Genomic DNA, 13889 nt, shown 5'->3' with positions numbered 1-13889 from the left:
TATGATCGCGGCATCCCCCAGGAGCGAGCGATGGCTTATCCCTATACGCGTCCGCGCCGCATGCGCCGCGACGATTTCTCCCGCCGGTTGATGCGCGAGCACGTGCTCACCGCCAATGATCTGATCTACCCGGTCTTCGTCCACGAATTGAAGGGCCGCGAAGCTGTGCCGTCGATGCCGGGCGTGGATCGCCTGTCGATCGACGAACTGCTGAAGGTCGCCGAGCAGGCCGCCGAACTGCGCCTCCCCGTGCTGGCGCTGTTCCCGGTGACCGCGCCGGAAGCCAAGTCGCTGGACGCCGAGGCGGCCTGGGACGATGACGGGCTGGCCCAGCGCGCGGTGCGCGCGATCAAGCAGCGTTTCCCGGAACTGGGCGTGATGACCGACGTGGCGCTGGATCCGTTCACCACCCATGGCCAGGACGGCATCATCGATGACAGCGGTTACGTGATGAACGACATCACCGTCGAGGCGCTGGTCAAGCAGGCGCTGTCGCATGCGCGCGCCGGCGTGGACATCGTCGCCCCCAGCGACATGATGGACGGACGCATCGGCGCCATCCGCGGCGCACTGGAAGAGGAAGGCCACATCCACACCCGCATCATGGCCTACTCGGCCAAGTACGCCTCCGCGTTCTACGGCCCGTTCCGCGACGCGGTCGGCAGCGCCGGCAACCTGGGCAAGGGCAACAAGTTCACCTACCAGATGGATCCCGCCAACACCAACGAGGCGCTGCACGAAGTGGCGCTGGATCTGGAGGAAGGCGCGGACATGGTCATGGTCAAGCCGGGCATGCCCTACCTGGACGTGGTGCGGCGGGTGAAGGACGAATTCGGCGTGCCGACCTTCGCCTACCAGGTCAGCGGCGAGTACGCGATGCTGAAGGCCGCCTACGCCAACGGCTGGCTCGACGAACGCGCCTGCACGCTGGAAGCACTGACCGCGTTCAAGCGCGCCGGCGCCGACGGCATCCTGACGTATTTCGCGCTGGATGCCGCGCGCTGGATGCGTGGGGGTTGATTCGGGATTCGGGAAAGGTTCGCCTTTGCCTCCCCCTTTGTAAAAGGGGGATTGAGGGGGATTTGCTTTTCGCGCCAAAAGCAAATCCCCCGTCATCTGCGTTCGCAGATGCCCGCCCCCTTTTTCAAAGGGGGCTTAAGTGGAAAACCTTCCTGTTCGGAAACTGCGTTTTGCCTCTCCCTTGATCCGCCATCCGGCTGTCGAGAAGCCGCTGCAGAGGGGGCTTTCATGACTCACCCCTGCAAACACCCCGCCTTGCCGCGCCGCGTCGGCGCCAGCGTGCGATAGATATCCAGTTTGCCCGCCGTCGGCGCGCGCGCGGCGCCGCTCACCAGCATTTCGCTGGGCCGTGAGGGATCCACCACCGGTCCCAGCGTGGTGCCTTCGGCCGAATTGAACGACAGCGACCACGGGGCGATGCCGGAATAGGCCTGGCCATCGCATTCGGCGACGAACAACTGGATCGGCTGCTCGCCGGCCTTGTCCGAACGCGCGAACACCAGCGCCTTGCCGCCATCGAGCCAGGCCGCGTCGAATTCATCCACCGCGCTGTTGATCCCCGGCACCGGTTGCGGATCGACGAAGGCCTTGCCGTTCCAGCGCGCGACGAACAGGTCATGGCGCCCGGCGCCACCGAACCCGTTGCTGGCGAACAGCAACCGGCGGCCGTCGGCGCTGGGCGTGGGCGCCCATTCGTTGCCGGCGCTGTTGACGCCCGGCCCCAGGTTTTCCGGTTCGCCGAAGCCGCCGTCCGCCTTCACCGCGGCGCGATAGAGATCGTCTCCGCCGTGGCCACCGGGACGGTTGGAGAAGAAGTACAGCCAGCCGCCGTCGGCGCTCAGCAGCGGGTCGAAGTCGTTGGCGGCGGAATTGATCGGCAGCGGCTCCGGATCGGTCCAGCGCTTGTCACGCAGGTGCGCCTGCCACAGGTCCCAGCCGCCCGCGCCGCCGCTCCGGTCGGTGCTGCCCCAGACGATCCGCTGTCCGTCCGGACTCACGCTGCCACGCACTTCGGTGGCCGGCGTGGACACCACGCCCATGCCCTCGATGCCGAACTCGGCCAACTGCCCGGCCGCGGCGGCTGAGAGTAGACTGCCGATCAGGACGGCAGCCGCCCGTGTTGGTTTCATGGTGTCGCTCCGTGCCGGTTCCCTCACCCACGGGATATATACCAAGTCATGTCCACCGTTCGTTATGCCGTTTTCGGCCATCCGGTCTCCCACTCGCTCTCGCCCCGCATCCATGCCGCGTTCGCGCGCCAGACCGGCGTATCGCTGGCCTACACCGCCATCGACGCGGCGCCGCACGAATTCGTCGGCGCGCTGGATCGGTTCGCCGGCGAGGGCGGCAAGGGCGCCAACGTCACCCTACCGCTGAAGGAAGCCGCGTTCGCGATCTGCGCGCGCACCAGCGAGCGCGCGCGGCGCGCCGGCGCGGTGAACACGCTGAGCTGGAACGACGGCCAGTGGCACGGTGACAACACCGACGGCGCGGGCCTGGTGCGCGACCTGACCGGTCGCAACGGACTGGACCTGCGCGGTCGCCGCGCCCTGATGCTGGGTGCCGGCGGAGCCGCGCGCGGGGTCGCCCCGGCGTTGCTGGATGCCGGCGTCTCGGAACTGATCGTGGTCAACCGCACGCCCGAGCGCGCCGATGCCCTGATCGATGCGATGGGTGAGCCGGAGCGCGCGCTGTCACGCTATTGGCAGGACCTGGGCGATATCGGTGACTTCGGCCTGATCGTCAATGCCACCTCGGCGGCGCGCGGCGGCGGCGAGGATTTCGATTTGCCGTTCACCCTCACCACGCCGCGCACGCTCGCGGTGGATCTGAACTACGGCGAAGCCGCCATCCCGTTCCTGGCCTGGGCCAGGGCGGCCGGCTGTCGCGACGCGGTCGATGGTCTGGGCATGCTGGTCGAACAGGCTGCCGAGGCCTTCGAAGCCTGGCATGGCGCGCGCCCCGACAGCGATGCCGTGTATGCCGCGCTGCGCGGCAAGGACGCGCTGCTGGTCACAGCCGACTGAAGCCGAATCACGGAGACGCCGATGGAACCGTTCCTGATCCAGCTTCTGACCGTGGTCGGCTACCAGTTGCCGGAACTGCTGGCCTGCGGTGCCGCGCTGGCCCTGTTGTGGATGTGGGCGCAGCCCGCGCCCGGCCGGACGCTGGCCTTGTGGGGAACCGGCCTGCTGCTGGGTTCGGCCGTGCTGCGGCTGCTGGCGAGCGTGTTCCAGGCCTGGAACATCCACCACATGCCGGAAGGTGGCTACGAGAGCATGCAGGGCCTCTTCATGGTGATTTCGGCGCTGACCATGCTGTTCGGCCTGGTATCGTCGGTCGGCCTGGTGCTGCTGGCCTGGGGTGCCGCCAAGGCGATGCGCGCTCCGCGCTGAGCGAACACGGTTCGGTGGAACCCGACGGTAGGAGCGGCCTCCGGCCGCGAGCTTTTTGAACGTCCCGTAATCCGTGCGCAAAAGCTCGCGCCGGGGACGGCGCTCCTACTGGTTCGGTCGTGTGGTGACGCTGCTTTGGTGGTCCGATGGGGCGCGGAGCGACGGGCTACAGCAATCCGTCGCGCTTGACCGCCAGGTAGCGCTCCACCAGCGCCGCCGGCAGATCCGCGCAGGTCACGTCCAGCACCATCACGTGGTGTCGCCGCAGGGCGTCGTGCGCGATCGCGCGCTGCTCCAGGTAACGGGCAATCGCGCCGGCGTGGACGGCGCCGGGCAGATCCTTCACCGGCGCGGCCAGCGCCTCGTCCAGTTCGCGTTCGCGCAGGCTCGCCACACACACCAGATGGCGCTTCTGCAGCAGCCGCACCGCGGCCAGCAGATCCTCGATGTCCTCGTCGCGCACGTTGGTCACCAGCATCACCAGCGAACGACGCCGCTGGCGCAACGACAGCTCGGTGGCCGCGGCCAGGTAATCGGTGGCGACCGGCTGCGGCTGCAGGTCATAGCTGGCCCGCAGCAGGGTATCGATCGCGCCCATGCCGCGCTGCGGCGCGACCCAGCGGCGCTCGCCACCGCTGGCGCCCAGGCCGACCGCGTCGCCCTGGCGCAGCGCCAGGTAGGACACCACCAGGGTGGCGTTGAGCGCGTGGTCGAAATGCGACAGGCCGCCTTCGCGCGCCATCATCCGGCGGCCGGTGTCCATCAGCATCACCAGTTGCTGGTTCTTCTCGTCCTGGTATTCGCGCGAGATCAACTTGCGCGCGCGCGCGGTCGCCTTCCAGTCGATCTGGCGCAGGCTGTCGCCCACCCGGTACTCGCGCATCTGGTTGAAGTCGGTGCCCTCGCCGCGCCGGCGCTTCAGGTGCGCGCCGACCAGCCGCGAAGCCTGTTCGGCACTGAACAACGCGAACCGGGTCAGCGGCGCGAAGTCCGGATACACGCGCACGGTGCGCGACTCGCCAATCCGGCGCGATTGCCACCACAGGCGCAGCGGCGAGTGCAGGCGGATCTGCGTGCCTTCGAAAACCGCGTCGCCGCGTTCGGTCGGGCTCAATCGATAGTGGAAGGACGTGGACTGGCCACGGCGCAGCCGCAACCGCTGCGGCAGGCCCTGCATGGTCCAGTGGCCGGGATGCAGATCGAACACGTCCACGCGCTGCCGCGACGCCGCTTCCAGGCGCACCGACACCTCGCGCGCGATCCCCAGTGGCCACGCATCCGGCATCTCCCGCTCAACCACCGGCGATGGCCGGCGCCGCAGCCACAGCGCGTCGATCGCCGCCAGCAGGATCACCGCCGCGCCCGCGCCCAGCCAGGCCACCCGAGGCATGCCGGCGAACAGCGCGGCCAGGCCGGACAGGCCCCACAGCACCAGGCAGGCGATCAGTGGCCAGGCGGGTCTCATTTGCGCGGTGCTTCCACCTTGGCCAGCAGGGCGCGCAGCACGTCGTCCGGCGACTGGCCCTCGATCTGCAGTTCCGGCGCCAGCGCGATGCGGTGGCGCAGCGCGGGCGTGGCGATGTCGCGCACGTCGTCGGGCGTGACGAAATCGCGTCCCTGCAGCACCGCCTGCGCGCGCGCGGCGCGCACCAGCGCGATGCTGCCGCGCGGGCCGGCGCCCAGCGAAATGCCGGGCCATTTGCGGGTGGCGGCGACAATGCGCACCGCGTAATCGATCACCTGCTCGTCCACCGTCACCGCGGCGGTGCCTCGCTGCATGGCGAGGATGTCGGCCGCACCAAGCACGCGTCGCACCTGCGACAGATCGAAGTCGCCGGCGGTGCGGCCGGTGGTGATCGCGTCGACCATCCGCTTTTCGTCGTCCAGCGCCGGATAGTCGATCAGGATCTTCAGCAGGAAACGATCCAGCTGCGCTTCCGGCAGCGGATAGGTGCCTTCCTGCTCGACCGGGTTCTGGGTGGCGAGGGTCATGAACGGCGGCGCCAGTTCGAAGGACTTGCCCTCGATGGTCACCTGCCCTTCCTGCATCACTTCCAGCAGCGCGGACTGGGTCTTGGCCGGCGCGCGGTTGATTTCGTCGGCCAGCAGCAGGTGGGTGAACACCGGGCCGCGCCGGATCTTGAAGCTCTCGGTCTTGGGGTCGTAGACGGCGTGTCCGCTGACGTCGCTGGGCATCAGGTCGGGAGTGAACTGCACGCGCGCGTAGGTCAGTTCCAGCGCCTGTGCCAGCGCGCGCACCAGCAAGGTCTTGCCCAGCCCGGGCACGCCCTCGATCAGCACGTGGCCGCCGGCCAGCAGCGCGATCAGGATCTGGTCCAGCACTTCGGCCTGGCCGATGAACGCCTTGGACACTTCCTCGCGCACCTGGGCGGCGCGTTCGGCCAGGATTTCGCCGGTCATTGCGCCGTCGATTGCGGCGGTGGAATCGTTCATAGTCGGTTTCTCAGCTGGATCAGGGTGGAAATGCGGTCTCGGAAGCCGGCCTTGTCCTGCGTGGACGGCGTCTGCAGGGCGTTGCGCACGGTCTCGACCGGGATGTCCAGGCGTTCGGCCACCGCCTGGATCTGGGCCTCGCCGGCGAGCGCGGCGGCCACCGGATCCCGGCGGCGCAAACGGCTCAGGAAGGCCTGGCGGGCGGCGATGTAGAGCAGCACGCCGCGTCCGTAACGGAACAGGTGATCGCCGCTGGCGCGCACGTGTTCCAGCAGCGAACGGCGATCCATCGGCGGTGCCGGAAGCGGCGGGCCGAAGCGCTGCATCCGCGACCACAACCACGCCAGCAGCGCGACCAGCAGCGGCAGCCAGACCATCCAGCCGCGGAACAGGATCGTGCGCAGCAGCGACGGCATGTCCGCGGCGTAGACCAGGTGCATGGTGCCGGCGCCGTAGTTGGGCGCCAGCACCTGTCTCGCCAGCGCCTGGTGCGGCGGATCGCGCAAGCCGCCCTGGGGCGCCTTCAGCGGGTCCCCGAACGGATTGCCGGCACCGCCCTGGTTGGTCAGGAAATCGAAGTCCGCCAGCACGTCGACGTGGCCGTCGCCATGGGCCAGGCGGGCGTAGACGTAGCCGGCATCCAGGTCGCCCCAGGCCAGTTCCGGTTCCACGTCGTGCAGGCGGAAACGCCGGCCGCGGCAGAATTCGACATGCGCGCGCTGGCCTTCCACCTGCAGGTCGGCGCAGCTGCTGTCGTCGGTGCTCTCCACGCCCAGCCACTGCAACAGCAGCGGATCCGGGCTGCCGTCCCAGATTCGCTGGGGCGGCGTGCGCACCAGCAGGTGGCCACCGCCTTCCACCCAGTCCAGCAGCCGTTCGGCCTGCACCGCGTCCAGGCCACTGGCTTCGTTGAACAGCAGCACGGTATCGCGCGGTCCCGGCGGATGCGCGTCCAGTGCGAGCCGCTGCCGCGACTGCGCCTTTACTCCATCGGCCTCCAGCGCCTTGCGCAGCGCGTAGAGCGGGTTGTACGCCGCCTCGCCGTTGGGCGGCAGGTACAGGGTCTGGTCGACCCGGTGGTAGTTGCGCGTGAACCAGTACACGCCGGCCGCGATCAGCAAACCACCCAGCAGGGTCAGGGCGACGATGAGGGCCACCTTTCCGGGTCGCTTCATGCCAGCCACCCGCCGCGCGCCTGCATCTGTCCCAGCAGGGATTCGAACTCCGCCTCCTCCGGCAGCCGCTGCGCATAGGCCGCGTACTGCCAGACCCGGACGATGCGGGCGAACAGCTGCCGATCCTCCACCTGCGCCATCCGCCGCGACAGCCGCAGGCATTCAGCCTCGGTGGCGCCCGGCGGCAATTCCACCTGCGCGCGGCGGCCCATCGCCTGCACGCCGGCCCGGTACAGCAGCGCCAACGCGTCGCGCGCGCGCCCTTCGCGCCACAGGCGACGGGCGACGCTCGCCACGTCATCGGGCAGCGCTTCGGGAATCCGTACCGGTTCGCTGGCAACGTCGGCATCGAACACCGGCGCACGTCCGCCCGCCCCGCGCATCCACGGCAACCAGTAGCGCGCGATCGCCAGCAGGATCAGCACCAGCAGGCCGAGCAGGATCCGCAAGCCCCATTCGGCGAGGAAGGCGAACAACGCCGCCACGCCCTGTAGCCAACCCATCTGCGGACGCCGGGAGGGTGTCTCGGGCTCGGCCTTGTCGATCCGCTCCCACTGCTTCTGCACCACGCTGCGGTTGAGCGACGGATCCCGGTAGGCCTGCGTGCTGGCGCGACGGAAACCGCCATCGTCAACCCGCTGATCGCCGAAGACTTCCGGCAGGGTCGGCGGCTTCGGCGCGTCATCGGCACCATCGGACACCACGTGCGCGTCGGAATCCTCGGCCGCTGGAACCTCCGGGTCCTCGCTCTGCGCCCGCGCCATTCCCGGCACCAGGCCCCCCATCAGCACCAGCGCGACAACCAGCGCCGACGCGCCGCGGGCAAGCCGGCCGCGCAACTTGCGGAACACGATCTCCACGTCCCACGCCTCGAGCTGGGTACGGCGGTTGAGGTACAGGCCGAAGCCGGCGCCGACGAAGAACGGTTCCACCACCGACATCGCCATCCAGGCCAGCGCGTTGAGGCCGATCCTCACCCAAGCCGGCGACTGCTCGACGATCAGCGTCCAGGTGGTGCGCAGGGTTTCCGGCAGCAGCTCCAGCGGCGTGAACATCAGGATGCCGGCGATGCCGCCCAGGAACAGCGCGCCTTCGAAGTGCAGGCAGACCAGGGTCAGCAGCGCGGCGTTTCCGTAGATCGCTCCCCCCAGCACGCGACGGCGTTCGCGCAGGCGCTGGCCCTGCACGCCTTCCAGCAGGTCCACCGGCAGGTACAGTGAACGCACCGGGCTCAGGCGCCGCCAGGTCAGGTAGTGCAGCATCGGCTTCCAGCCCCAGTTCGCCTGCGCGCGCACGGTCTCGCGTACGCCGGGCACCGCGCCGAACACCGCGCGCGAGGCGACGTACATCGGAATGCGGTCGAACACCGGCTTGAGCCACCACATCAGGAATCCGGCCAGGCCGATCAGGTCGAGCGCCCAGCCGGCCGCGTTGAGCAGCACGAACACCGGCAGCGTCACCAGCAGCCAGGGCTTCCAGATCGCGGCCGCGTGCCGGCGCACCAGCGCCATGCCCAGTTCCATCGCCTCCCAGGACGAACGCGCGCGCAGCTGGACGGTGAGCTGTTCAAGCCTCATCGGGGGTTCCCCGGCCGCCGCGCCACAGCCACAACAGCACCAGCGTCCACAGCGTCGCCGAGACGCCGTATTTCACCGGGGCGGGAATCGACTGGATCGAGGACCAGAACGCTTCGATGAAGGCGGCGACAAAGAACATCAACGCCGCGCCCAGGCAAATCCGCGCACCCTTCCAGCCGGCCTCGACCAGCGCGTCCACCCGCCGCCGCCGCCCGGGCGCGAGCAGGTTGTAGCCCAGCCGCAGGCCGGCGCCGCCGGTGATGACGATCGCGGTCAGCTCGAACGGCGCGTGCCCGGCGACGAAGCGCCACAGCGGATCGGCCGAACCGATCTGCTGGAGGTGGCCGAACGAGGCGCCGATGTCCACGCCGTTGAAGATCAGCACGTAGATCGGTCCCAGGCAGCCCAGCAGCCCGCTGGCGAACACGCGCAGGCCGATGCTGGTGTTGTTCATGATGTACACGCCGAACATGTACCAGTCGCTGCCCGAGTCGCGGCCAAGCCGGTGGCGCGGGTCGTTGGGATCGAACATCCGCTCCATCGAGGCGATTTCCTCCGGCGCCTTGATCCCGTGGATCAGCTCCGGCTGGTACTGCAGCAGCACGAACAGCACGATCATCGGCAACGCGAACAGCGCCGCGGCAACCCACATGCAGGCCGCCTCGCTGCGCACCAGCCGCGGGAAGTCGGCCAGCACGAACACCAGCGCGCGCCGCCAGCGCGGCGGCGGCGTGCGGTACAGCAGGTTGTGACCACGCTGCATCAGCTGCTGCAGGCGATCGGTGATCTGCGGGCTGTAGCCGCGCTTGCGCGCCAGCGCCAGCTGCTCGCAGATGCGGCGATAGCGGGCCGGCACGTCCTCGTCGGCCAGTTCGGCGCGGTTGCGCGCATCGCGCGCCTGGCGCGGCTCGCCACGCAGATCCAGCCAGTGTTCGAAGGCCAGCCATTCGCGCTGGTAGCGGGCGACGAACTGCTCCTGCCTCATCGACGCCCCACCAGCCAGTTGGCCATGCCGTACAGGCGCAATACGCCGGCCTGTCCCTGCGCCTGGGTCAACGGCGCGACGATGTCGGCCAGCTCGGCCTGGCGTGCCGGCGTCAGCAATGGCGCGCGTTCGCCGAAGGCGACGATCGCGGCCTGTTCGTCGGGCTGCAGCCCGGGCGGCACCGCCACCACCACGTCGGCCGGTGCCGGCACGGCGTCGCGCGAATGATCCACGTGGACCACGACGGTCCTCGCCACCATGTCGCCAAGCCGGCGGCCATGCGGATCGGCCAGGCTGCTGATCAGCCCGGCCATGTAGCCGAACGGCAACATGTCGACCGTGCGCAGCAGGTTGCGGGTGATCGCCGCGAGCCAACCCAGCGGCGCGCCGTCGGCCGACACCACCCGCAGGCCCATCGCGCGCTTGCCGACGGTCTGCCCGTTCCAGAACGCCTCCAGGGCGATCGGGTAGATCCAGTAGACGATGAACATCAGCACCATCGACAGGCCCTGGCCCATCTTGCCCATCAAGCCGAGCACGGTGCCGACCACGAACAGGATGCCCACCCGCACCGCCAGATCGATCGACCAGGCCACCGCGCGCGGCACCGGGCCGGAAGCCGGCAGATGCAGGGCGACGCCCTCGGGCGTGATCACCTCACGGTAGGTGTCCAGTTTCAATGCGTCACCCGATGCCGGCCCGCGTGCGGGTGCTGGCGGTGCGCCGTCCTGGCGATATCTGCGTGCTGCGCGCCATGCGCGATCCGATCCCCTGTTCCATCCGTTGCGACTTTAGCCGCCACGGCGGCGCTTGCCCAGTCCGCGCAAGGCTACACTGCCGCCATGTCATCGCTGTTTCCCTGCCGCGCCGGATGCGCCGCCTGCTGCACCGCGCCGTCCATCGCCTCGCCGATCCCCGGCATGCCCGCCGGCAAACCGGCGGGCGTGGCCTGCGTGCAACTGGACGAGGCGCTGCGCTGCCGGCTGTTCGGCCAGCCCGAACGCCCCCGGTTCTGCGCCACCCTCAAGCCGGGACCGGAAATGTGCGGGCGCAGCCGCCAGGAGGCCATGGCCTACCTGGACGCGCTGGAGCAGGCCACCCGGCCCTGACGCCTGGCGCTGCAGCTCAACTGACAGTCGGCTTTTCCTTCTTGCCGGCGAACACGCGCCGGATGCCCGCACCGACCGCGACCAAACCGATCAGCAGCAGCTTCCAGAACTTGGCGAACACCAGGCCGATCTTGGCGAACAGGCCGGCCTTCGCCGCGAGTCCGCCACCGACCAGCGCCGCCAGGCCGTAACTGGCGACCTTGTCGGTGGATGCGTCGAAGTCGGCGTAGCGGGCGCCAGCGTCGAACTCGGTCATCGGCAGCAGTTCCTGCATGCCTTTCTGTACCTGCGCCAGTTCAGTCATGTCGGCCACCGCGTTGAGGCTGAGATAGCCATGCCGCCCGAGTACGCGGATGTCGTAGTTCAACGTATGTTCGGCGCTGCCGTTGAAGGACAGTTCCTTGGCCCAATAGAGCTTCTTGGCCGAACCGTCATAGCGCGGCGGCACCGCCCAGCCGACCAGATCCACGGTGCCGTAACCGGCCTCCTTGCGCGCGCCGTTCTCCTCGCGCATGGACTGCTTCATTTCGGTCAGCATCTCGGCGTAGTCGATCTTGGCCGCGTCCTCGTCGGAGACATAACCCTCGTCCGAGTAGGTGACCACGACGGCCCAACTGTCGTCGGCCAGCAGATCCGGCTTGCGCGGCACGATCAGGCCCAGCACCGATTCATCGGGCGGATTGCCCCACAGATCCTCCAGCACGCGGCGGGCCTCGGCCTGCTCCAGGTAGCGGAAGTCCGGCGTCAGCTGGAAGCGCGCGTGTGCCTTTGGCACGGTGATGCCGCCCTCCTTGAACTGCAATCCCGCGACGAACTGTTCAGCGCTCGGGCCGGCGTCTTCCCCGTCTTCCTGCGCCATTGCCGGCGTTCCCCACGCCAGTGCCACGGCGGCCAGCAGGCCACCGAACCATGGTTTCAGCATTTTCTTCCCCGTTGATGGACAGATCCCTGTCCCGCGCCAGTGTTGCCGGAGCGCCGGCGGCAGGCAAGCCTCCGGCCATTGGCAAAGGATTCGGCGGGTTCCAGGCAAGCCGGAACGCAATCCCGGCAACCGGCGGTTTCCGGCCGGACCGTGGAAACCGGAAGACGTCAGTCCTTCGCGGCTTGCAGGTACTGGTCCTTCAGGCGCACGTAGTGGGCGGCCGAGTAGTGCAGGCTCTCGATTTCCTTGTCGCTGAGCCGGCGGGCGAAACGTGCCGGATTGCCCAGCCACAGTTCGGCCTCGCCGATGACCTTGCCGGGACCGACCACCGCGCCGGCGCCGACGAAGCCGTATTTCTTCACCGTGGCGCCGTCCAGGATGCACGCGCCCATGCCGATCAGGCACAGATCCTCGATGGTGCAGGCGTGGATGATGGTGCCGTGACCCACCGTGACATCGGCGCCGATCAGGGTCGGATGGCCGGCCCGGTTGTACGGGCTGTGGTGGCTGACATGGATGATGGTGCCGTCCTGCACGTTGGTGCGGGCACCGATGCGGATGTGGTTGACGTCGCCCCGGATCACCGTGCCCGGCCACACCGAGACGTCCTCCGCCAGTTCGACGTCACCGATGACGGTCGCCGCCGGGTCCACGTAGACGCGCGGGCCGAGGGCGGGAAAACGGTCAAGATAGGGGCGGATAGCGGTCATGTCGCCATTGTAGCGACCATACGCACGCGTCCGGGCCTACACTCCGGTGCATGGACACTCCCGCCGACACGCCCGCGACCGAACTCCCCTCCACCCTCGACCGCCTGCGCGTGGCCTGGCAGGCACGACGACCCGACCTGGCCCAACGGCAGGCGGATCTGCAGCGCCTGCGCGACGCGCTCAAGCGCCGGCTGGACGAGATGGCCCGCACCATCGCCGCCGATTTCGGCCACCGTTCGCTGCACGAGAGCCGCATCGCCGACGGGATGACCGTGCTCAACGAGATCGATCACCTGCTCAAGCACCTGCGCCGCTGGATGCAGCCGCGCCGGGTCGGGGTGGGCTGGCGGTTCTGGCCCGCCAGCGCGGAGATCCGGCCCGAACCGGTCGGCGTGGTGGGCGTCATCGCGCCATGGAACTACCCGGTCAACCTGGCCCTGATCCCGCTGGCCACCGCCATCGCCGCCGGCAACCACGTCTACCTGAAACCCTCCGAACACACCCCGCGCACCACCGCGTTCCTGCGCGAACTGCTGGCCGAGGTCTTTCCCGCCGATCGGGTGGCGGTCGCCAGCGGCGGTCCCGAGATCGCCTCGGCCTTCGCCGGCCTGCCCTTCGACCATCTGGTGTTCACCGGTTCCACCGCGGTGGGCCGCAAGGTGATGGCCGCCGCCGCGCCGCAGCTGACCCCGCTGACCCTGGAACTGGGCGGCAAGTCGCCGGCCATCGTCTGCGACGACTATCCGCTGGAGCAGGCCGCGGCGCGGCTGGCGACCGGCAAATGGTTCAACGGCGGCCAGACCTGCATCGCCCCGGACTACGTGCTGGTCGCGGCGCACCGCCGCGATGCGCTGGTGGAAGCGCTGCGCAAACAGGTGAAGGCGCGCTACGGCGATCTGCAGAATCCGGGCGACTACACCCGCATCATCAACGACGGCCAGTTCGCGCGGCTGCGTGGCTATCTGGACGACGCGCAGACACGTGGCCTGACGGTGATTCCGCTGGCCGGCGCCGAGGATGCCCGGGAGCGGTTGTTCCCACCGACCCTGGTGCTGGATCCGGGCGATGACGCCAAGGTGATGCAGGATGAGATCTTCGGCCCGATCCTGCCGATCCGTTCGGTCGATTCGCTCGACGAGGCCATCGCCTACGTCAACGCGCACGATCGCCCATTGGCGCTGTATCCCTTCAGCAACGACCGTTCCCGGATCGAGAAGATCCTGAAGAACACCCTGGCCGGCGGCGTCACCGTCAACGACACCGTGCTGCATTTCGGCATCAACGATCTGCCGTTCGGCGGCATCGGTCCCAGCGGCATGGGCGCCTACCACGGCAAAGCCGGCTTCGACGCGTTCAGCAAGGCTCTGCCGATCCTCTGGCAAAGCCGCCGCGCCGGCAGCGACATGCTCAAGCCGCCCTACGCGAAGGTGGCGCGGTTCATCGACTTCATCGTCCGATAGCGCCGGCGAGCTCCCGGCCCCGCGTCGGCGATGCCGAAGCGGGCCGGAATCCGGTTCTCGTTCCGGCGAACGCCGGAATTC

General features: G+C 69.0%; 14 protein-coding genes. 5 read left to right on the top strand and 9 right to left on the bottom strand.

The window, feature by feature from the left end; genetic code table 11:
- The first annotated feature begins 30 nt into the window (after window positions 1-30).
- A complete protein-coding gene (gene hemB, locus IB228_RS10710; RefSeq protein ID WP_192198361.1) occupies window positions 31-1020 on the top strand; it encodes a porphobilinogen synthase in 990 nt (329 codons plus the stop codon).
- A 233-nt stretch (window positions 1021-1253) separates the two neighbouring features.
- Here hemB and IB228_RS10705 read toward each other — a convergent pair whose 3' ends face one another.
- Window positions 1254-2150 (bottom strand): PD40 domain-containing protein, encoded by an 897-nt coding sequence (locus IB228_RS10705; RefSeq protein ID WP_192198359.1) that lies wholly within the window; start codon window positions 2148-2150, stop codon window positions 1254-1256.
- 48 nt (window positions 2151-2198) lie between these two features.
- Between IB228_RS10705 and aroE the strand changes: the two genes are divergently transcribed.
- The gene (gene aroE, locus IB228_RS10700; RefSeq protein WP_192198357.1) at window positions 2199-3047 is read left to right on the top strand and encodes a shikimate dehydrogenase; all 849 of its coding nucleotides are present in this window, start codon (window positions 2199-2201) and stop codon (window positions 3045-3047) included.
- A 21-nt stretch (window positions 3048-3068) separates the two neighbouring features.
- Complete coding sequence (locus tag IB228_RS10695; protein ID WP_183639645.1) at window positions 3069-3416, top strand: hypothetical protein; 348 nt, start codon at window positions 3069-3071, stop codon at window positions 3414-3416.
- 166 nt (window positions 3417-3582) lie between these two features.
- Here IB228_RS10695 and IB228_RS10690 read toward each other — a convergent pair whose 3' ends face one another.
- The 6 genes from IB228_RS10690 to IB228_RS10665 are packed head-to-tail and all read right to left on the bottom strand — an operon-like array spanning window position 3583 to window position 10287.
- Window positions 3583-4881 carry a DUF58 domain-containing protein gene (locus IB228_RS10690; RefSeq protein WP_183639646.1) on the bottom strand — a complete coding sequence of 433 codons (1299 nt, stop codon included), beginning with the start codon at window positions 4879-4881 and terminating at the stop codon, window positions 3583-3585.
- Complete coding sequence (locus tag IB228_RS10685) at window positions 4878-5837, bottom strand: MoxR family ATPase (RefSeq protein ID WP_225562395.1); 960 nt, start codon at window positions 5835-5837, stop codon at window positions 4878-4880. The genes IB228_RS10690 and IB228_RS10685 overlap by 4 nt, the downstream gene beginning before the upstream one ends.
- Before the next feature lie 29 nt (window positions 5838-5866).
- Window positions 5867-7045, bottom strand: coding sequence for a DUF4350 domain-containing protein (locus IB228_RS10680; protein ID WP_192198353.1), 1179 nt, complete (start codon window positions 7043-7045; stop codon window positions 5867-5869).
- Window positions 7042-8622, bottom strand: a complete 1581-nt coding sequence (locus tag IB228_RS10675; RefSeq protein WP_192198351.1) for a DUF4129 domain-containing protein — start codon at window positions 8620-8622, stop codon at window positions 7042-7044. Before IB228_RS10675 ends, IB228_RS10680 begins: the two co-directional genes overlap by 4 nt.
- Complete coding sequence (locus IB228_RS10670) at window positions 8612-9607, bottom strand: stage II sporulation protein M (protein WP_183639650.1); 996 nt, start codon at window positions 9605-9607, stop codon at window positions 8612-8614. The genes IB228_RS10675 and IB228_RS10670 overlap by 11 nt, the downstream gene beginning before the upstream one ends.
- Window positions 9604-10287, bottom strand: coding sequence for an RDD family protein (locus IB228_RS10665; protein ID WP_183639651.1), 684 nt, complete (start codon window positions 10285-10287; stop codon window positions 9604-9606). Before IB228_RS10665 ends, IB228_RS10670 begins: the two co-directional genes overlap by 4 nt.
- 162 nt (window positions 10288-10449) lie before the next feature.
- Here IB228_RS10665 and IB228_RS10660 point away from each other — a divergent pair, with 162 nt between their 5' ends.
- Window positions 10450-10716: a YkgJ family cysteine cluster protein gene (locus tag IB228_RS10660; protein WP_192198411.1), complete on the top strand. Its 267-nt coding sequence runs from the start codon at window positions 10450-10452 to the stop codon at window positions 10714-10716.
- Between the two features lie 16 nt (window positions 10717-10732).
- Here IB228_RS10660 and IB228_RS10655 read toward each other — a convergent pair whose 3' ends face one another.
- Window positions 10733-11575: a DUF2167 domain-containing protein gene (locus tag IB228_RS10655; RefSeq protein ID WP_225562394.1), complete on the bottom strand. Its 843-nt coding sequence runs from the start codon at window positions 11573-11575 to the stop codon at window positions 10733-10735.
- A 230-nt stretch (window positions 11576-11805) separates the two neighbouring features.
- Window positions 11806-12348 carry a gamma carbonic anhydrase family protein gene (locus tag IB228_RS10650; RefSeq protein ID WP_192198349.1) on the bottom strand — a complete coding sequence of 181 codons (543 nt, stop codon included), beginning with the start codon at window positions 12346-12348 and terminating at the stop codon, window positions 11806-11808.
- A 50-nt stretch (window positions 12349-12398) separates the two neighbouring features.
- Here IB228_RS10650 and IB228_RS10645 point away from each other — a divergent pair, with 50 nt between their 5' ends.
- Entirely contained in the window at window positions 12399-13808 is a 1410-nt protein-coding gene (locus IB228_RS10645) for a coniferyl aldehyde dehydrogenase (RefSeq protein WP_183639654.1), read from the top strand.
- Window positions 13809-13889: the final 81 nt, after the last annotated feature.

Origin of the sequence: Pseudoxanthomonas sp. PXM04 (assembly GCF_014851695.1) — a bacterium.
Classification (GTDB): Bacteria; Pseudomonadota; Gammaproteobacteria; order Xanthomonadales; family Xanthomonadaceae; genus Pseudoxanthomonas_A; species Pseudoxanthomonas_A beigongshangi.
Note: the sequence above shows the minus strand (reverse complement) of the source record. Positions and strands in the feature narration are given on the sequence as shown.

What these genes read in the sequence shown, in the direction of transcription:
- IB228_RS10685 (WP_225562395.1), bottom strand. Translation starts at nt 5,837, where the DNA reads ATGACCGGCGAAATCCTGGCCGAACGCGCCGCCCAGGTGCGCGAGGAA.
- IB228_RS10650 (WP_192198349.1), bottom strand. Translation starts at nt 12,348, where the DNA reads ATGACCGCTATCCGCCCCTATCTTGACCGTTTTCCCGCCCTCGGCCCG.
- IB228_RS10675 (WP_192198351.1), bottom strand. Translation starts at nt 8,622, where the DNA reads ATGAGGCTTGAACAGCTCACCGTCCAGCTGCGCGCGCGTTCGTCCTGG.
- IB228_RS10660 (WP_192198411.1), top strand. Translation starts at nt 10,450, where the DNA reads ATGTCATCGCTGTTTCCCTGCCGCGCCGGATGCGCCGCCTGCTGCACC.
- IB228_RS10655 (WP_225562394.1), bottom strand. Translation starts at nt 11,575, where the DNA reads ATGGCGCAGGAAGACGGGGAAGACGCCGGCCCGAGCGCTGAACAGTTC.
- IB228_RS10670 (WP_183639650.1), bottom strand. Translation starts at nt 9,607, where the DNA reads ATGAGGCAGGAGCAGTTCGTCGCCCGCTACCAGCGCGAATGGCTGGCC.
- hemB (WP_192198361.1), top strand. Translation starts at nt 31, where the DNA reads ATGGCTTATCCCTATACGCGTCCGCGCCGCATGCGCCGCGACGATTTC.
- IB228_RS10690 (WP_183639646.1), bottom strand. Translation starts at nt 4,881, where the DNA reads ATGAGACCCGCCTGGCCACTGATCGCCTGCCTGGTGCTGTGGGGCCTG.
- IB228_RS10645 (WP_183639654.1), top strand. Translation starts at nt 12,399, where the DNA reads ATGGACACTCCCGCCGACACGCCCGCGACCGAACTCCCCTCCACCCTC.
- IB228_RS10695 (WP_183639645.1), top strand. Translation starts at nt 3,069, where the DNA reads ATGGAACCGTTCCTGATCCAGCTTCTGACCGTGGTCGGCTACCAGTTG.
- IB228_RS10680 (WP_192198353.1), bottom strand. Translation starts at nt 7,045, where the DNA reads ATGAAGCGACCCGGAAAGGTGGCCCTCATCGTCGCCCTGACCCTGCTG.
- aroE (WP_192198357.1), top strand. Translation starts at nt 2,199, where the DNA reads ATGTCCACCGTTCGTTATGCCGTTTTCGGCCATCCGGTCTCCCACTCG.
- IB228_RS10705 (WP_192198359.1), bottom strand. Translation starts at nt 2,150, where the DNA reads ATGAAACCAACACGGGCGGCTGCCGTCCTGATCGGCAGTCTACTCTCA.